The organism is Pseudomonas palleroniana (genome assembly GCF_022836895.1).
GTDB lineage: Bacteria > Pseudomonadota > Gammaproteobacteria > Pseudomonadales > Pseudomonadaceae > Aquipseudomonas > Aquipseudomonas palleroniana.
Genome location: NZ_CP092411.1, coordinates 4,462,411 through 4,483,831, shown reverse-complemented (window position 1 = coordinate 4,483,831; position 21,421 = coordinate 4,462,411). Strand labels below are relative to the sequence as shown.

Sequence of the window (21,421 nt, the reverse complement as noted above, 5' to 3'; positions counted from 1 at the left end):
TGTCCCTGCTTCCTATGACATACACCTTTCCGTGGATGTTTTAGTTTTCCAGCCCTGTGGGAAGCCCTGGGGCACGCATTCAACCCATCACTTTTTGAACCTGACGGCGACAGCGTCGAGCCCATGCCGGGCCGCACGCTGCTGTTTGACGCCGGGTGCTCAGGTTGCAATTGAAACCGGACTTTCTCGTCACTGTTTTCGAATCTTAAGCAGGTCACACCATGCACTTCAGCGAATTGATGGCAGTTCTTTCGACTCACGCGATCCACCTGCAACGTGAAGAGGATGACCTCGTCATCCTGGGCGACGATGAGGGGCTCGACGATGGGTTGATCGACCACTTGCGCGGACACAAAGCGCAATTGCTGGAGTTGATCGCGCGCAATGGGGGGGACTGGTTGAGCCCGGCCTACCGCATTACGCCGCAGATGCTGCCGTTGACGACCCTGGACCAGGCAACCATTGACCGGATTGTCGACGCCGTGCCGGGCGGCCTGGCCAACGTCAAGGACATCTACCCGCTGGCGCCGCTGCAGGAAGGCATGTTGTACCACCATTTGACGGCGGAGCAGGGCGACCCCTATTTGCTGCAATCGCTGTATGCCTTCGACAGCCGTGCGCGGCTGGAGCACTTCACCCAGGCGTTGCAGTACGTGATCAAGCGTCACGACATCCTGCGCACCACGGTGGTCTGGGAAAGCCTCGATGAACCGATGCAAGTGGTACTGCGCAAGGCCACGTTGATCAGTGAAGAGCTGCATCTGGACCCACGCGACGGCGATGTGCTGGGCCAGTTGCGCAGCCGCTTCGATGCGCGTCACTACCGCCTGGATATCCGCCAGGCGCCGATGATGCGGGTGGCCTTCGCGCTGGACTCGCCGAACCAGCGCTGGGTGGCGGTGCTGTTGTTTCACCATATGGCCCTGGACCACACGGCAATGGAGGTGGTGCAGCACGAAATGCAAGCCTTCCTGCTGGGGCAGACCGAGCACCTGGGCGAGCCGGTACCGTATCGCAACTATGTGGCGCAGGCTCGCCTGGGCGTCAGTGAACAGCAGCATGAAGCGTTCTTTCGCGAGATGCTCAGTGACATCGATGAGCCGACGCTGCCGTTCGGTCTGCAGGACGTGCAGGGTGACGGTCATGGCATCGAAGAAAGCCATCGCATGCTGGATAACGCCTTGAGCCAACGGCTACGCGTGCAGGCCCGGCAGTTGGGGGTGAGTGCGGCCAGCGTGATGCACCTGGCACTGGCCCAGGTACTGGGTAAAGTCTCCGGACGCCAGGAGGTGGTGTTCGGCACCGTATTGCTGGGCCGGATGCACGCGGGCGAGGGCTCGGACCGTGCCCTGGGGATGTTCATCAACACCCTGCCGCTGCGTGTGAGCGTGGGCGAGCAAAGCGTGCGCAGTGGCCTGAAACTGACCCACCAGCGGTTGACCGCATTGCTCCAGCATGAACACGCCTCGTTGGCCCTGGCTCAGCGTTGCAGCGCGGTGGCGACGCCGACGCCGCTGTTCAGTGCCATGCTCAACTACCGCCACAGTGCAACCGGCGGCAGTGCCGAGGCGCAGACGGCGTGGGCCGGCATCCAGGCGCTGGGCGCCGAGGAGCGCACCAACTACCCGCTGACCGTCAACCTCGACGACCTGGGTGAAGATTTTCATATCACGGTGCTTGCAGATGCCGAAATCGGCGCGGCGCGGATCGCGGATTATCTGCATGCCGCCCTGGAAAGCCAGGTGGCCGCACTGGAGCACACGCCGCAGGCGGCGTTGCAAACCCTGGGCATCCTGCCGGCAGCCGAGCGCCAGCACCTGTTGCACCACTGGAACAGCGGCGATGGCGTATTTGCCGACAGCGCCTTGATCCACCAGCAGGTCGAAGCCCGGGCAGCGGCCGAACCCGACGCTACGGCGGTGCTGTTTGAAGACCAGCGCCTGAGCTACGGTGACTTGAACCGCCGCGCCAACCAGGTGGCGCATCGCTTGTTGAGCCAGGGCGTGCGCCCGGATGACCGGGTGGCGATCTGCGTCGAGCGCGGGCTGGACATGATCATCGGCTTGCTCGGCATCCTCAAGGCGGGGGCCGGTTATGTGCCGATCGATCCGGCGTACCCGCAGGAACGCATCAGCTACACCCTGCAGGACAGTGCACCGATGGCGGTACTGGTGCAGCAGGCGACCCGTGCCCTGGTGGCCGAGGTTTCGGTGCCGGTGCTCGAACTGGACGGCGGTGATTGCCAGGCCGAATCCACCCGGAATCCTGATGTACCGGGCCTGACTTCGGCCCACCTGGCGTACGTGATCTACACCTCCGGTTCCACCGGCTTGCCCAAGGGCGTGATGATCGAGCACCGCAACGTGGCGCGCCTGTTCAGCGCCACCGAGGGCTGGTTCCACTTCAACGAGCAAGACGTGTGGGCACTGTTCCACTCGTTTGCGTTTGACTTCTCGGTCTGGGAAATCTGGGGCGCGCTGATGCATGGCGGGCAGTTGCTGGTGGTGCCGCAATTGACCAGCCGTTCGCCGGACGCCTGCTATGCGCTGTTGTGCAGCGCCGGGGTGACCATCCTCAACCAGACGCCGAGTGCCTTCCGTTCATTGATTGCGGCCCAGGGCCAGAGTGCCCTGAAGCATTCCCTGCGCCAGGTGATCTTCGGCGGCGAAGCCCTGGAACCGGGGATTCTCAAGCCGTGGTATGCGCGTGCGAGCAACGCCGGTACGCAACTGGTGAACATGTACGGCATCACCGAAACCACCGTGCATGTAACCTATCGTGCGCTCGAAGCGGCGGATGCGCAGTTGGTCGGCGTCAGTCCGATTGGCGGGCGCATTCCGGACTTGCAACTGTATGTGCTCGACGAGCAGAACGAACCCGTGCCGGTGGGCGTGGTCGGCGAGTTGTACGTGGGTGGCGCGGGGGTTGCCCGTGGCTACTTGAACCGGCCGCAGTTGAATGCCGAGCGGTTCATTGCCGACCCGTTCAGCGGTCGTGCGCAGGCGCGCCTGTACAAGACCGGTGACCTGGCGCGTTGGCAGGCGGACGGCAGCCTTGACTACCTGGGGCGCAACGACGACCAGGTGAAGATCCGTGGCTTCCGTATCGAGCTGGGCGAGATCGAAGCCCGCCTGGCCGCCTGTGAAGGCGTGCGCGAAGCGGTGGTGATTGCCCGCGAAGATGAGCCAGGAGACAAGCGTCTGGTGGCCTATGTGATCGCCGCCGAGGGGGCCGATCCGTCGGCCGCCGAGCTGCGTGCGCAGTTGCTGGTGTCCCTGGCTGACTACATGGTGCCCGCTGCGTTTGTGCGGGTGGCGCAGTTCCCGTTGACCACCAACGGCAAGCTGGACCGCAAGGCGTTGCCGGCGCCGGATGCCGACGCCCTGGCGCGTCGCCAGTTCGAAGCCCCCGAGGGGGAGGTGGAAACCACGATTGCCGCGATCTGGCAGGATTTGCTCGGTGTTGAACACGTGGGCCGCCAGGATCACTTCTTCGAGTTGGGCGGCCATTCGCTGTTGGCGGTCAAGCTGATCGAGCGCATGCGCCAGGTCGGGCTGGGCGCCGATGTGCGTGTGCTGTTCGGCCAGCCGACCCTGGCCGCACTGGCGGCCGCCGTGGCCGATGCGAGCAAGGACGTGGTGGTGCCCGCCAATCGTGTCCCAGAAGGCTGCGCACACATCACCCCGGACATGCTGCCCCTGGCCACGCTGGATCAGGCCGACATCGACCGCATCGTCGCAACCGTGCCGGGCGGCGCGTGTAACGTCCAGGAAATCTACAGCCTGGCGCCGCTGCAAGAGGGGATTTTGTACCACCACCTCGCGGCGGCCCAAGGCGATCCGTACCTGCAATACATCACCTTCAGCTTTGACAGCCGCGAGCGCCTGCAACGCTTTGCCGCAGCTCTGCAAGGCGTGATTTCGCGACATGACATCCTGCGCACCGCCGTGGTCTGGGAGCGCCTCGACGAGCCGGTACAGGTGGTCTGGCGCGAGGCGCAACTGGGGATGGATGAGATTCACCTGGACCCGGCCGCCGGGGATATCGCCACGCAATTGACCGAGTGCCTCAACCCGCGTCACCACCGCCTGGATATTCGCCAGGCGCCCATGATGCGCATCGGTTACAGCGAGGATGCGCCCAACCAGCGCTGGGTCGCGGTGTTGCTGCTGCACCATCTGGTGGATGACGCCACGTCGCTGCGTATGCTCATCTCGGAAATCGAAGCTCATACCCGTGGCGAAGAGGCCCTGCTGCCACCGTCGGTGCCGTACCGTCATTATGTGGCTCAGGCGCGCCAGGGCGTGAGTCGCGAAGAGCATGAGGCGTTCTTCAGCGAGATGCTCGGGGACATCGATGAACCGACCCTGCCTTTCGGTCTGCAGGACGTGCAGGGTGAGGGCCACGGTGTCGAAGAGGTCGTCCTGATGCTCGATGACCGCCTCAGCCAGCGCCTGCGCGCGCAGTCCCGCCAGTTGGGGGTGACGCCTGCCAGCCTGTATCACTTGGCGTGGGCGCGGGTGCTGGGTGGCGTGTCGGGACGCACGGATGTGGTGTTCGGCACCGTGTTGCTGGGGCGCTTGCAGGGCGGTGAAGGCTCAGACCGTGCCCTGGGGATGTTCATCAACACCTTGCCGCTGCGGGTCAGCCTCGCTGAAGCCGGCGTACGCGCCATGGTCAAGAGTACCCATGCGCGCCTGACCGGCTTGCTCGGTCATGAGCACGCCTCGCTGGTGCTTGCGCAACGCTGCAGCCAAGTGGCGGCGTCGACGCCGTTGTTCAGTTCGCTGCTCAACTATCGCCAGCTCGGCGGCGCGGACGTTTCGGCACAAGCGCAGACGGCCTGGGAAGGCATTGCCGTGGTCGACAGCAAGGAGCGCACCAACTACCCGCTGACCCTGTCGGTCAACGACATGGGAGAGGCGTTCAGCCTGTCGGTCATGGCCGACGGTTCGATTGGCGCGGGGCGAGTGTGCGGCTACATGCAATGCGTCCTGGAGAACCTGGTCCAAGCCCTGGAGCAGACCCCGCAGGCTTCGCTGCAAGGGTTGGCGATGTTGCCGGCGGGCGAGCGCGAACAATTGTTGCAACACTGGAACGCCACCGACAGCCTGTTCGCCGATACCGCATTGCTGCATCACCAGGTCGAGCTGCAGGCGGCTTTACGACCTGACGCTACGGCGGTGCTGTTTGAAGACCTGCGCCTGAGCTACGGCGACTTGAATCGCCGCGCCAACCAGGTGGCGCATCGCTTGTTGAGCCTGGGCGTGCGCCCGGATGATCGGGTGGCGATCTGCGTCGAGCGCGGGCTGGACATGATCATCGGCCTGCTCGGCATCCTCAAGGCCGGCGCCGGTTATGTGCCGATTGACCCTGCGTACCCGCAGGAACGCATCAGCTACACCCTGCAAGACAGCACGCCGGTAGCGGTGCTGGTGCAGCAGGCGACCCGTGCCCGGGTGGCCGAGGTGTCGGTGCCGGTGCTCGAACTGGACGGCGGCGATTGCCAGGGGGAGTCCACTCAGAATCCCCACGTCCCGGGCCTGACTTCGGCCAACCTGGCGTACGTGATCTACACCTCCGGCTCCACCGGCCTGCCCAAGGGGGTGATGGTCGAGCACCACAACGTGGCACGCCTGTTCAGCGCCACCGAGGGCTGGTTCAACTTCAACGATCAGGATGTCTGGGCACTGTTCCACTCGTTTGCGTTTGACTTTTCGGTCTGGGAAATCTGGGGCGCGCTCATCCACGGTGGGCAGTTGCTGGTGGTACCGCAGCTCACCAGCCGTTCGCCGGACGCCTGTTATGCACTGTTGTGCAGCGCCGGGGTGACCATCCTCAACCAGACGCCGAGTGCCTTCCGTTCGTTGATTGCGGCCCAGGGCCAGAGTGCGCTGAAGCATTCCCTGCGCCAGGTGATATTCGGTGGTGAGGCCCTGGAACCGGGGATTCTCAAGCCGTGGTACGCACGCCCAGGCAACGCCGGTACGCAACTGGTGAACATGTACGGCATCACCGAAACCACCGTGCATGTGACGTATCGCGCCCTTGAAGCGGCGGATGCGCAGCGGGTCGGCGTCAGCCCGATTGGCGGGCGCATTCCGGACTTGCAACTGTATATTCTCGACGACCAGCGCGAACCGGTGCCGGTCGGTGTCGTCGGCGAGTTGTACGTGGGGGGCGCGGGGGTTGCCCGTGGCTACTTGAACCGGCCGCAGTTGAACGCCGAACGGTTTATCGCCGACCCGTTCAGCGGTCGTGCGCAGGCGCGTCTGTACAAGACCGGTGACCTGGGACGCTGGCTGGCGGACGGCAGCATTGACTACCTGGGCCGCAACGACGACCAGGTGAAAATCCGTGGCTTCCGTATCGAGCTGGGCGAGATCGAAGCCCGCCTGGCCGCCTGTGAGGGCGTGCGCGAAGCCGTGGTGATTGCCCGTGAAGACGCCCCCGGTAACAAGCGTCTGGTGGCTTATGTGATCGCCGCCGAGGGCGCTGAACCGTCGGCCGCCGAGCTGCGTGCGCAGTTGCTGGTGTCCCTGGCCGATTACATGGTGCCCAGTGCGTTCGTCCTGCTTGAGCGCTTGCCACTGACCACCAACGGCAAACTCGACCGCAAGGCCTTGCCGGCCCCCGATGGCGATGCCCTGGCCCGTCGCGAATACGAGTGCCCTGAAGGCGAGATGGAACTGACCCTTGCCGCGCTCTGGCAAGAATTGCTCGATGTGGAGCGGGTGGGTCGCCACGACAACTTCTTTGAACTGGGTGGTCATTCGCTGCTGGCGGTCAAACTGATCGAACGCATGCGCCAGATGGACTTGAGCGCCGATGTGCGCGTGCTGTTCGGCCAGCCGACCCTGGCGGCACTGGCGGCGGCGGTCGGCGGGCATCAGGCACTGGAGGTGCCGGCCAACCGCATTGAGCCGGACTGCCAGCGCATCACCCCGGACCTGTTGCCCCTGGCCGACCTAGACCAGGCCGCTATCGACCGCATCGTCGCGAGCGTGCCGGGCGGCGTGCGCAATGTGCAGGATATCTACGGCCTGGCGCCGCTGCAGGACGGCATGCTCTACCACCATCTGGCGGCGCCGCAAGGCGATGCCTACCTGCTGCATATGTTGTTCACCTTCACCGGGCCTGAGCCGGTGAACCTGTTCGCCAAAGCGCTGCAAAGCGTGATCGAGCGGCACGACATCCTGCGCAGCAGCATCGCCTGGGAAGGGCTCGAGGATCCGGTACAGGTCGTTTGGCGTCAGGCAACCCTGGGGCTGGAAGAGGTGGTGATCGACCCGGCGGACGGTGACGTGCTGACGCAGTTGCACGAGCAGTTCGACCCACGCCATTACCGTCTTGACCTGAGCTGTGCGCCGCTGATGCATCTGGCCTACGCGCAGGACAGCGCCCATCAGCGCTGGGTCGGCATCCTGTTGTTCCATCACATGGTGCTCGACCACACCGCGCTTGAGGTGCTGATCGAAGAGGTCCAGGCCAGCCTGAAAGGCCACACCGAAAACTTGGCGCCGTCGATTCCCTATCGCAACCATGTGGCGCAGTCGCGCCTGGGCGCGGATCGACAGGCCCATGAACGCTTTTTCGAAGGCATGCTCGGTGACATCGATGAACCGACCCTGGCCTTCGGCCTGCGCGATGTGCAGGGCGATGGCAGCGGTGTCGAAGAAGCCCACCTGATGCTCGACAGCCAACTGAGCGGGCGCTTGCGCGAGCAGGCGCGCTTGCTTGGCGTCAGCGCCGCCAGCCTGGTGCACCTGGCCTGGGGCCAGGTGTTGGCGCAGGTCGCGGGGCGTGACGATGTGGTCTTCGGCACGGTGTTGCTCGGCCGCCTGCAAGGCGGTGAAGGCGCCGGCCGTGCCTTGGGCCTGTTCATCAATACCTTGCCGCTGCGTGTGAGCATCGGCGGGCAGGGTGCCCGCGAGGCCGTGCGTGTCACGCATGAGCGACTGTCGCAATTGCTCGCCCATGAACACGCGTCATTGTCCCTGGCCCAACAGTGCAGCGGCCTGCCGGCGACGCAGGCGCTGTTCAATACATTGCTCAACTACCGGCACAGCGCGCCGGTCGAGGCCACCAGCGCGGATATCGCCGCGTGGGACGGTATCCAGGCGGTGAGCATGGAAGAGCGCACCAACTATCCGCTGGTGTTGAACGTCGATGATTTTGGCGCCGGCTTCCAGCTCAACGCCCAGGCGCTGGTGAAAATCGGTGCGCAACGGATTTGCGGCTTTATGCAGGTGGCCCTGGCGCACCTGGTGAGCGCGTTGGAGCACACGCCACACCAGCCGTTGAGTCAGTTCTCGGTGCTGTCGGCCGCCGAACGGGAGGCCGTGCTGGTTGACGTCAACGCCACTGCCGTCGATTACCCCGAGGCGCAGACCATCCACCGCCTGTTCGAGGCTCAGGTCGAATGCCAGCCGGATGCCACGGCCGTGCGCCAGGACGACCAGCACATCACTTATCGCCAGCTTAATCAGCGCGCCAATCAGTTGGCCCACCGCCTGCTCGAAGAGGGCGTGCGTCCGGATGACCGGGTGGCCATCTGCGCGCGCCGCAGCCTGGAAACCCTGGTCGGTCTGGTGGCGATCCTCAAGGCCGGTGCGGCGTATGTGCCGATCGATCCGGCGCACCCGCAGGAGCGCATCAACTACCTGTTGCAGGATTGCGACCCGGTGCTGGTGCTGGCGCAATCGAGCACGCGCTCGCTGCTGAGCCACACCGAACGGCCGGTGATCGAACTGGACAGCGACCAGTGGCACCGTCGTCCGACGCTCAACCCGAGCGTGGCGGGCCTGACGCCGGCGAACCTGGCTTATGTGATCTACACCTCCGGCTCCACCGGCTTGCCCAAGGGCGTGATGGTCGAGCACCGCACCCTGGAGAACCTGGTGCACTGGCATTGCCAGGCGTTCGACCTGCACGCGGGTGGGCACACTTCCAGTGTCGCCGGGTTCGGTTTCGATGCCATGGCCTGGGAAGTCTGGCCGGCCCTGTGTGTGGGGGCGACGTTGCACCTGCCTCCCGCCAAGCAGGGCAGCGAAGACATCGACGCGCTGTTGCGCTGGTGGCTGGTGCAACCGCTGCACGTGAGCTTCCTGCCGACCCCGGTGGCGGAGTACGCGTTCAGTCAGCAGTTGCAGCACCCGACCCTGAAAACCTTGCTGATCGGCGGCGACCGCCTGCGTCAGTTCAGCACGCCGCAGCGCTTCGATGTGGTCAACAACTATGGTCCGACCGAAGCCACGGTGGTCGCGACCTGCGGCCTGATTGAGGCCGGCAAGGCCCTGCACATTGGCAAACCCATCGCCAACACCCAGGTCTATCTGCTCGACGAGCACCTCAAACCGGTGCCGCAAGGTGTGGCCGGTGAGCTGTACGTCGGGGGTGCCGGTGTGGCGCGCGGTTACCTGAACCGTGCGGAACTGACCGCCGAACGCTTTTTGCAGGACCCGTTCAGCCAGGACCCGCAGGCTCGCCTGTATCGCACCGGCGACCTCGCGCGCTGGCTGGAAGACGGCACGCTGGACTACCTGGGGCGCAATGACGACCAGGTGAAGATCCGCGGTGTGCGGATTGAACTGGGTGAAATCGAAACCTGCCTGGCCGAGCACCCGGACGTCAGCGAAACCGTGGTGCTGGCCCGTGACGGGCGCCTGGTGGCGTATTTCACCGAACACCAGGCCCTTGACCGCCAGGCCCTGCGCAGTTGGTTGCAGGCGCAATTGCCGGAGTACATGGTGCCGGCGGCGTATGTGCGCCTGGACAGCCTGCCGCTGACCGCCAACGGCAAGCTCGACCGCAAGGCCCTGCCGGTTCCCGATCAGGATGCCGTGCTCAGTCGCGGTTACGAAGCGCCCCAGGGTGAAGTGGAAATTGCCCTGGCGCAGATCTGGAGCCAAGTGCTCAAGGTCGAGCAGGTCGGGCGTGAGGATCATTTCTTTGAGCTGGGCGGGCACTCGTTGCTGGCGATGCGCTTGATCTCCCAGGTGCGCCTGCACCTGGGGGTGGAACTGGACCTCGCGGACCTGTTCGCCCATCCGCAACTGACGGCGCTGGCGCAGGTGGTGGCCAAGGCCGGGCGCAGCAGCCTGCCGCCGATTGTACCGGTGTCCCGAGAAGAGTCCTTGCCGCTGTCGTTTGCCCAGCAGCGCCTGTGGTTCCTGGCGCAAATGGAGAATGCCGGGGCGGCCTACAACATGCCGGTCGGCCTGGGCCTGCGCGGCGCGCTGGACATCCTGGCGCTGGAGCGTGCACTGGCGCGGATTGTCAGTCGCCATGAGGTGCTGCGCAGTGTCTTCGTGATGGATAACGATGAGCCGCAACTGCGGATCACACCTGTCGAAGGTTCATTTGTACTGGAACAGGATGACCTGCGCGGGCAGGCCGATGCCGTGCAGCGCTTGCAGGTGTTGACCGAATATGAAGCGTCGACGCCGTTTGACCTGGTCAACGGGCCGCTGCTGCGCGCACGCCTGGTACGCATGGGCGACGAGCACTCGGTGTTGTTGCTGACCCTGCACCACATTGCCTCTGACGGCTGGTCGATGGGCGTGCTGAGCCGCGAAATGGTGCTGTTGTATGGCGCCTTCAGCCAGGGCCTCGCCGATCCATTGCCACCGCTGACGCTGCAATATGCCGACTTCGCCGTCTGGCAACGCCGCTGGTTGAGTGGCGAGGTGTTGCACAAGCAGAACCTGTATTGGCAGCAAACCCTGGCCGGCGCGCCGGCCATACTGACCCTGCCGACCGACCGGCCACGCCCGGCGCAACAGGATTTCTCCGGCGCGGTGCTGGCGTTGCAACTGGATAAGGCACTGACTCAGGGCCTCAAGGACCTGAGTCAACGACATGGCACCACGTTGTACATGAGCCTGCTGGCGGCATGGGGTGTCTTGTTGGCGCGTTTGTCCGGGCAGGATGAAGTGGTGATCGGCTCGCCGGTGGCCAACCGCAACCAGCTGGAGCTGGAAGGTCTGATCGGCCTGTTCGTCAACACGCTGGCGCTGCGCATCGATACCTCGGGCGAACCGACGGTGCAAACCCTGCTGGCGCGGGTCAAGGCCCGGACGCTGGGTGCGCAGGCGCATCAGGACCTGCCGTTCGAACAAGTGGTCGACATCGTCAAACCGGTGCGCAGCATGGCCTACAGCCCGGTGTTCCAGGCCATGTTGACCTGGCAGGGCAGTGAAGGCGGTGGCGCACCGGTCGTCGGCGACTTGATCATGGAGGACGGCGGCCAAGTCAACACATCGGCGAAGTTTGATCTGTCCCTGGAGTTAAGCGAAGCCCAGGGCCATATCATCGGCTCTTTGAGCTATGCCACGGCGCTGTTCGACGAGGCGACCCTCAAGCGTCACCTGGGCTACTTCGAGCGCCTGCTGCACGCGATGGTTGCCGACGATCAAGGCGTGCTGGCCCGCGTGCCCCTGCTGGATGAGCGGGAGCGCCAGCAGCAGTTGGCCGGCCTCAGTGGCCTGCATACGCCGCTCCACCCCGGCACCGTACACAGCCTGTTTGAAGCCCAGGCCATGCGCACCCCCGAGGCGCTGGCGGTGCAGACGGCGGCTGTGACGCTGACTTACCGTCAGCTTAATGAGCGGGCCAACCAGTTGGCCCATCACCTGCGTGAGCTCGGCGTGGTGCCGGATGCCCGCGTGGCGATTTGCGTGGAGCGCAGCGCCGAGCTGATCGTCGGGTTGCTGGCGATTCTCAAGGCCGGAGGCGCCTATGTGCCGATCGACCCGAACTACCCGCTCGAACGCATTCATTACATGCTCAAGGACAGCGCCCCGGCGGCGTTACTGGTGCACGCTGCGACCGCGCAACTGGCCGCTGCGGGCGGCCTGCCCGTGGTCGACCTCGACCGTGAGGCGTGGCGCGGGCAAGCGCTGGACAACCCACAGGTGCCCGGGCTGAGCGCGAAACACCTGACCTATGTGATCTATACCTCGGGCTCCACCGGGCAGCCAAAAGGCGTGATGGTCGAACACCAGGGCGTGGTCAACATGCTCCACTGGTACCTCGAAGACGTCGGGCTGGACGCCGACGACGCGGTGTTGTTGCTGACGTCGCACAGCTTCGACCTGACCCAGAAAAATATCTTCGCCAGCCTGGCCGTCGGCGCCACCTTGCACCTGGCCGACAGCCCGTTTGATCCTTCGAGCATCGTGCGCCAGATCGACGCGCAGGCGATCACCCATATCAACCTGGCCCCGAGTGCGTTCTATACGTTGATCGACGCCGATCAACAGCACGTCTTGAGCCGCCTGCGCCGGGTCGTGCTCGGCGGTGAGCCGATCAAACTGTCGCAGTTGGAGAAACTGCGGGCGCCGCGTCCGCAATTCATCAACAGCTATGGCCCGACCGAGTGCAGCGACGTGGTCGCCTGGCACGGCATCAATGCGGATCTTGCCAGCTATGGAGCAGGGGATATTCCGCTCGGCCAGCCGTTGCGCAACCTGACGCTCTACGTGCTGGACGCCTACGGGCAACAGGTCCCTACCGGCAGCGTCGGCGAGTTGTACATCGGTGGCGCGGGCGTGGCACGCGGTTACCTCAATCGCGAGGACCTGACGGCCGAACGTTTCCTCGACGACCCGTTCACCGCCCAAGGACGCATGTACCGCACGGGCGACCTGGCGCGTTACCGCGCGGACGGCACCCTCGACTACCTCGGGCGTAATGATGACCAGGTCAAGATTCGCGGCCTGCGCATTGAACTGGGTGAAATCGAAGCCTTGCTCGCCGCCCATCCCGAGGTGCTTGAAGCAGCCGTACTGGTGCGCGACGAGCGCCTGGTGGCCTACTTCACCGCGCACGTGGCGGGGCAGGCGCCTCAGATCGAGGACCTGCGGACCTACCTGCAAAACGAACTGCCGGAATACATGGTGCCGTCGGCCTATGTTCAGTTGCCGGCACTGCCGTTGAGCCCCAACGGCAAGCTGGATCGCAAGGCGCTGCCGGCACCGGGGCTCGATGCGGTGGTCAGTGGGGTGTATGAAGCCCCCGAGGGCGACATTGAAACGACGTTGGCGCAGATCTGGCAAGACCTGCTGGGGCTTGAACAGGTCGGTCGCCACGGGCATTTCTTCGAATTGGGCGGGCACTCGCTGCTGGCGATGCGCCTGATTTCCCAAGTGCGCCAGCGCCTGGGGGTGGAGTTGGCCTTGGCCGAGCTGTTTGCCCATCCGCAGTTGGCGGCGTTGGGCCAAGTATTGGCCCAGGCGGCACGCAGCACCTTGCCGGCGATCTTGCCGGTGCCACGGGACCAGGATTTGCCGCTGTCGTTTGCCCAGCAACGCTTGTGGTTCCTGGCGCAGATGGAAGGCGCCAGCACCGCCTACAACATGCCGATTGCCCTGGGGCTGCGCGGCCAGCTGGATGCCCAGTCGCTGGAGCGAGCACTGACAGCCATCGTGGCGCGCCATGAGGCGCTGCGTAGCCGGTTCGTGCAGCACAACCATGAGCCGCTGGTGCGTATCGAGCCGGCCGAACGGGCGTTCGCGCTGCTGCGCCTGGAAGTGGACAGCGATGCCGATCTGCAGGTGCACGTCAGCCAAGAGGCGCTTGAACCCTTCGATCTGGAGCAGGGCCCGCTGATTCGTGCGCGCCTGGTGCGACGCGCCGACGATCACCATGTGCTGTTGCTGACCATGCACCACATCGTGTCCGACGGTTGGTCGATGGGCGTACTGACCCGTGAGTTGATGGCGCTGTATGAAGCGTTCCGTCTGGGGCAGGCCGACCCGCTGCCACCGCTGGCCCTGCAATACGGCGATTTTGCCGTATGGCAACGGCGTTGGCTGAGTGGCGAGGTGCTGCAGCAACAGAGCCAGTACTGGCAGCAGGCGTTGGCGGATGCGCCCGCCTTGCTGTTGTTGCCCACCGACCGCCCACGGCCGGCCCGGCAGGACTACAGCGGTGCGACCTTGAGCCTGTTGCTCGATGTCAACCTGACCGCCGGGCTCAAGGCCCTGAGTCAGCGTCATGGCACCACGCTGTACATGACCATGATGGCCGCGTGGGGCGCGTTGCTCTGCCGTCTGTCCGGCCAGGATGAGGTGGTGATCGGCTCGCCGGCGGCCAACCGCATGCGTGCAGAAGTCGAAGGGCTGATCGGCCTGTTCGTCAACACCCTGGCGGTGCGCATAGGGGCCGGCGAAGAGCTGACCGTGGCTGCGCTGCTGGCCCATGCCAAGGACCGCACCCTGGCGGCGCAGGCCCATCAGGACTTGCCGTTCGAACAAGTGGTGGAAGTGCTCAAGCCGGCGCGCAGCCTGGCCCACAGCCCGGTGTTCCAGACCTTGCTGACCTGGCAGAGCAGTGATGCGCCGAGCCTGGTAATGGGCGATCTGCAGTTCGAAGGGCTCGGTGAGGCCGGCAACTTTGCCAAGTTCGACCTGTCCCTGGACCTCGGCGAAATGCAGGGACACATCGCCGGGACCCTGGAGTACGCCACGGCGCTGTTCGACGAGACCACCCTGCAACGTTACCTGGGATATTTCGAGTGCCTGCTGCAGGCCATGGTTGCCGACGACCAGGCGTTGCTGGCGCACATTCCCTTGATCGATGAAGACGAGCGCGACTACCTGTTGCACGGCCTCAACGACACCCACGTGGCCTATGCGCAGGACAGCACCATTCACCAACTGTTCGAAGCCCAGGTCGAGGCGCATCCGGATGCGATTGCCGTGGCGTTCGAACAGCAGCGCATCAGTTATGCGCAGTTGAACCGTCGGGCCAACCGCCTGGCGCACCACTTGATCGGCCTGGGCATCGGCCCGGATGACCGCGTGGCGATCTGCGCCGAACGCGGCGATGAAGTATTGGTGGGCTTGCTCGGGGTGCTCAAGGCCGGCGGCGCGTATGTGCCGCTGGACCCCAATTACCCGCCGGAGCGCCTGGCCTACATGATCGCCGACAGCGCACCGTCGGCCGTGCTGACCCAGCGCGCGTTGCAGGACCGGTTGCCGCCCCTGGCGATTGCGCAGGTGTTGCTGGACGAGCCACACAGCGGTGCCGAGCACAACCCGCAAGTGCCGGGGCTGACGGCCCGCCACCTGGCGTATGTGATCTACACATCGGGTTCCACCGGCAATCCCAAGGGCGTGATGATCGAACATCGCGGGCTGGTCAACTACAGCCTGGACGCCGCACGCCTGTTCGGCCTGACCGCGCAGGACACGGTTTTGCAGCAGAACACCCTGAACTTCGACCTGTCGGTGGAGGAAATCTTCCCAGCCTGGCTGGCCGGCGCGACCCTGGCGCCAAGCCGTTATGTGTTTGGCACCGAGGCCGCACGCGACCCGGCGATCACGCCGACCTTCCTGCACTTGACGGCGGCGCACTGGCACACCCTGGCCGCCGAATGGCACCACAGCCCGGAGCAGGCGCAGGCGCATTTGCGCAATGTACGGTTGATCAACGTGACCGGTGATGCACTGTCGGCGCAGAAGTTGAAGCTGTGGGACGAGGTCCGCCCGGCCCATACCCGGCTGATCAACACGTATGGCCCGACGGAAGCGACGGTGTCCTGCACCACCGCTTATGTGACCCATACGGGCGATACCACGGGCAATACCACCATCGGTAAACCGATGGCCAACACCCGTATCTACCTGCTCGATAGCCAGCAGCAACCGGTACCGTTCGGGGTGGCGGGAGAGATCTTCATCGGCGGTGACGGTGTGGCACGGGGGTATCTGAACCTCGACCAGATCAGTGCCGAGCGCTTCCTCGCCGACCCGTTCAACGACGCCCCGGGGGCGCGGATGTACAAGACCGGCGACCTGGCGCGCTACCTGGCGGATGGTTCCCTCGAGTACCTGGGCCGCAACGACTTCCAGGTCAAGGTGCGCGGCTTCCGGATTGAACTGGGCGAGATCGAATCGCGCCTCGGCAACTGTGCCGGGGTCAAGGAAGCGGCGGTGATCGCCCGTGAAGACCGTCCTGGCGAGAAGCGCCTGGTGGCCTACGTGGTGCCGCACGCCGGGGTCAGCTTGACGGCGGCCGGTTTGCGCAGCTTCCTGGCGCCGTTGCTGGCCGAATACATGATCCCGTCGGCGTTCGTGAGCCTCGACGCGTTGCCGCTCACGCCCAACCGCAAACTGGACCGCAAGGCCTTGCCGGCGCCGGATCAGTCGGCGGTGGCCAGCCGCGATTACCAGGCTCCCGAGGGGCGCATTGAACGCAGCCTGGCGCTGATCTGGGCACAGGTGCTGCAACTGGAGCAGGTCGGTCGGCATGACAACTTCTTCGAGCTGGGCGGCCATTCGCTGCTGGCGGTCAAGTTGGTCGAGCGCATGCGCCAGGACGACCTGCGGGTCGACGTCGGTGCCTTGTTTACCCACCCGACCCTGGCCGGCCTGGCCAAGGTCGTGGGCAGCCGCCGTGCGCTGGAGGTGCCGGCCAACGGCATCACTGCCGAGTGCCAACGCATTACGCCGTCGATGCTGCCGCTGGCCAGTCTCAACCAGGACGAAATCGACAGCCTTGTCGCCGGCGTGCCGGGCCAATTGGCCAACGTGCAAGATATCTACGGCATGACGCCGTTGCAGGAAGGCATCCTTTATCACCACTTGCTGGCCGATGAGGGCGACCTTTACCTGGAACAGGCCTCGTTTCATTTCGACAGCCGCGAGCGTCTCGAGGCATTTGCCCAGGCCTTGCAGGGCGTGATTGAGCGCAACGATATCTTGCGTTCCACGATGCGTTGGGAAGGCTTGAGCGAGCCGGTACAGGTGGTGTTGCGTCATGTGCCGTTCGCGCTGGAAGAGATCAGCCTGGAAGGCGAGGAAGAGGCCGGTGCGCAACTGCGTGAGCGTTTCAACCCGCAGCACTTCCGCATGGACCTGCGTGATGCGCCGTTGATGCGCCTGGTGTGCGCCTACGATCGGCCGCAGCAACGATGGGCCGCGTTGCTGATGTTCCATCACATGTTGTTCGATCACGTCGCCATGGACCTCCTGCAATACGAGTTGCAGGCCTTCCTGGCGGGTGAGGAAGCCCGCCTGAGTGCAGCGGTGCCGTATCGCAACTATGTGGCCCAGGCGCGCCTGGGGATGACCGAACAGGAACATGAAGCGTTCTTCGGCGCGATGCTGGCCGATATTGATGAACCGACCCTGCCGTTCGGCCTGCACACGGTGCAGGCCGGTGGCACGCTGGAACTGGCACGACTGCCTGTGGAAGAGGGCCTCGGCCAGCGCCTGCGCAGCGCTGCCCGGCAACTGGGGGTGAGTGCCGCAAGCCTGATGCATGTGGCTTGGGCTCAGGTGCTGGCGCATGTCTGCGGCCAGGATGATGTGGTGTTCGGCACCGTGCTGATGGGCGGCATGCAGGGCGGTGAACGCGCCCTGGGGCTGTTTATCAATACCTTGCCGTTGCGCATCAGCGTCGGTGCCGAAGGTGCACAGGCCGGGGTCAAGGCCACGCATGCACGCCTGAGCACGTTGCTGAGCCATGAGCATGCCTCCCTGGCGTTGGCGCAGCGTTGCAGCGGCGTGGCCGCGCCGGCACCGCTGTTCAGTGCTTTGCTCAACTACCGTCACAGCGCGGCCAATGCCTCCAGTGAGGACATGGCTGTATGGAGCGGTATCCAGGCCCTGGGCGGTGAAGAACGCAGCAACTACCCGCTGTCGCTGGACATCGATGACTTCGGCCAGGCGTTTGCGCTGACCGTCCAGGTCAGCCCGCACGTCGGTGCGCAGCGTGTGTGTGCGTACATGCACGCTGCGCTGGACAGCCTGGTGGACGCCCTGGAGCGCACGCCGCAGGCGTCGCTGAGCAGCCTGGAAGTGCTGCCGCTGAGCGAGCGCCGCCAAGTGTTGCTGGACTTCAACCAGACCCGCACCAGTGATCCGCAGGACCAACTGATCCATGAGCTGTTCGAGCAGCAGGTGCTGCGTAACCCCGACGCGGTTGCGCTGGAGTTCGATGGCCAGTCGCTGAGCTACGCCGAGCTCAATGCCCAGGCCAACCAGTTGGCCCATCATTTGATCGCTCTTGGCGTGCAGCCTGATGACCGCGTGGCCATCGCCCTGGAGCGCGGTACGCAGATGATCGTGGCATTGCTCGCTAGCCTGAAGGCCGGCGCCGCGTATGTGCCGCTCGACCCGGCCTACCCGGCGCAGCGCCTGGCGTTCATGCTGGCTGACAGCGCACCGCGTGTGTTGCTCAGCGAGTACGCGGTGCTGCCGTTGCTCGGTGCGCTACCGGAAGGCTTGCAGGTGGTGACCTTGAACAGTGCGCTGCAACCGTGGCGTGAGTTGAGCGAGCACAACCCGTCGGCGACTGAGCTGGGGCTTGGCGGCGAACATCTGGCCTACGTGCTCTACACCTCCGGGTCCACAGGGACGCCCAAAGGCGTGATGATCGAGCACGCGGGGTTGTGCAACGAGATCCGCGCCATCAGCGGCTTGACCGGCCTGACGGCGGGCGATCGTGCGCTGCAATTTGCGACCATCAACTTCGATGCGTCCATCGAGGAGATTTTCGCTGCGCTGACCTGTGGTGCGACCCTGGTGGTGCGCAGTGCCGCCTGGTTGACTGATGCCGCTCAATTCTGGGCACTGGCGGCGCAGGCGCGCTTGTCGGTGATCAGCCTGCCGACGCGCTTCTGGCAGGGCCTGGCGGACGATCATGCGAGTGTCATTCCGGCCTCGGTACGGGTGATCGTGGTCGGTGGTGAAGAACTGAGCCCGGAAGCGGTGCAGCACTGGTTCCTGCGCAGTGGGCACACGCCACGTTTGCTCAATACCTACGGCCCGACTGAAGCCACGATTATCGCCACCGCCAACGAGGTGTGCGCGGCCAACCCGCATCCGCGCGCAATCGGGCGGCCGATTGCCAACACCCGGGTGTATGTGCTGGATGCCCATGGGCATCCGACCGGGTTGGGGGTGGCCGGCGAGATTCATATCGCCGGTGCCGGTATCGCCCGGGGTTATCTCAACCAGCCGCAACTGAGCAGCGAGCGCTTCCTGGCCGACCCGTTCAGCGAGGTGCCGGGCCGCCTGTATAAAACCGGCGACCTGGGCCGCTGGCTGCCGGACGGCACCCTGGAGTACCTGGGCCGCAACGATGACCAAGTGAAAATCCGCGGCTTCCGCATCGAGCTGGGTGAAGTCGAGAGCGCGCTGCTGGCCTGTGAAGGGGTGCGCGCGGCGGTGGTCATGGCGCGTGACGACAGCGAAGGGCAGGTCAGCGGCAAACAGTTGGTCGCCTACCTGTGCGGTACGCCGGGTTCGGTCGAGCAGTTGCGCGAAGAGCTGCTGACACACCTGCCGCAGTACATGCTGCCCAGTGCCTATGTACAGCTGGACAGCCTGCCGGTGACGCCGAACGGCAAGCTGGACCGCAAGGCCCTGCCTGCCCCTGAGCAGGTGATGTTCAGCCGCGACTACGAGGCCCCGGCGGATGCGCTGGAAGAACGCCTGGCGGCCCAATGGGCGTTGGCGTTGAAACTGCCACGGGTTGGGCGTCACGACAGTTTCTTTGAAATGGGTGGGCATTCCCTGCTGGCTATCCGTCTGGTCAGCCTGTTGGCTCAGGTCGAGGTACAGGTGACGCTGGCGGAGTTGTTCCAGCATGCCAGCGTCGCGTCGATGGCTGCGCTGTTACGCTTGCGCACCGAGGTACCGGTGGCGGAGCAAGGGCTTGTCACCGTGCGTGCCGAGGGGACGCAGGCACCGTTGTTCCTGGTGCATGAGTTCAGTGGCTTGAACGTGTATTTCCCGGCGCTGGGCCAGCACCTGGATGCCGATATTCCGGTGTACGGGCTCGAGGGCGTGGCCTGGGGCGAGCCGCAATTGCGCACCCTGGAATGCCTGGCGGCGCGGCATATCGACTTGATGCGCAGGGTTCAGCCGCACGGCCCGTACCGCCTGGCCGGTTGGTCGTTCGGCGGGGTACTGGCATACGAGATCGCCGCGCAGTTGATCGGTATGGACGAGGAGGTCGCGTTCCTCGGCCTGCTCGATACCCACGTGCCGCGCCTGGTGGATCAGGGCAGGGCACGCTGGTCGGTGGCCCATGCCCACCAGTTGCACCTGCTGGAACAATGCCGCGCTTACTGCCAGGCCCAGGTGCCGGTGGACGGTCACGCACTGGCGAGCCTGGTGCAACTGGAGTCCGAAGCCGAGCACATGGCCTTTGATGAGCTGTGGCAGCGCGTCCGTGACGCCGGTTGGCTGCAGCCGCAACTGGCGGCGCTGTCGCGTGAAGCGCTGTGGGCCTACCTGGACCGTGAGGTTGCCCACGGCCATGCGCAGGCGCATTACAGCCTGTTCCCGTTGAACCTCCCGGTGCATCTGTTTACCGCCGAACAGCGCATGGACGAGGCCTCGCGCAGCAGCGAAAGCCTGGGCTGGGAGCAGATCGTGCCGGCCGCGTTGCTGCACCGCATCGATGTGCCGGGCGATCACCAGAGCATGATGCAGGCGCCGCATATCGCGGCGTTGGGCAAGGCCATCGGTGCGGCGTTGAGCGCCACGCTGCCTGCGCCGACGCAGGTGGCGTATCAGCCAGTGCTGACGATCCAGAGCGGGCAGGCGGGGCGAGCACCGATCTTCTGTATCCCAGGCGCCGGCGACAGTGTCACCGGGTTTATCGGCCTGACCGATGCGTTCGGACCGGGCTGGCCGATCCATGGCCTGCAGCCTCGTGGGCTGGACGCCAAGGCGGTGCCGCATAGCCGCGTGGAATCGGCGGCGCGCGCCTATCTGGTGGCGCTGGAGCAGCACTGCCCAAGCGGGCCGGTGCATCTGCTCGGGCATTCCTTCGGCGGCTGGGTGGCGTTCGAGATGGCCCTGCGCCTGCAGGCCCAGGGGCGTGAAGTGCTGTCCTTGAGCCTGATCGACAGTGAGGCCCCTGGCGGCACGGGTACGGCGGGCCAGCCCTACACGGCGACCGGCGTATTGCAGCGCTTGATTGAAACCATGCAACTGGCGGCCGGCAAGCCTTTCGGGATTGATCCGCAGGTGTTTGCCGGCCTGGATGAAGCGGCCCAGTGGGTCGCGTTGCACCGCGCCATGGTGCAGGTCGGCATGCTCTCCGCGCGTTCGACGCCTGACGTGATGTTCGGGCCGGCGCGGGCTTTCGGTGCCGCGCTGCGCACGGTTTACCAGCCACGCCAGCGCTACAACGGCCAGGTCCGCCTGGTGCTGGCCGATGATCCGAGCCTGGATGCACAGGGCAATCAGCGTGAGCAGGCCGGCATGATCGAGGGCTGGAGCCGGTTCACCGATCACCTGGAAACCTGGTACGGCCCAGGTAACCATTTCACCCTGCTCAAGGCGCCGCATGTCTACAGCCTGGCGTCCTGGTGGCACGACGGGCTGGTCGCACCGGTCGGCAAGGTGACCTCATGAAGTGTGACAGAGGGGGAGTCGGCACGGGCGCTTGCGCCCTA

Annotated in this window: 1 protein-coding gene; it reads left to right on the top strand. The window is 65.1% G+C overall.

Annotated elements, in window-relative coordinates:
* The first annotated feature begins 221 nt into the window (after positions 1-221).
* Positions 222-21,380 carry a non-ribosomal peptide synthase/polyketide synthase gene (locus tag MJP36_RS20100; protein WP_244383866.1) on the top strand — a complete coding sequence of 7,053 codons (21,159 nt, stop codon included), beginning with the start codon at positions 222-224 and terminating at the stop codon, positions 21,378-21,380.
* The last annotated feature ends 41 nt before the right edge of the window (positions 21,381-21,421 follow it).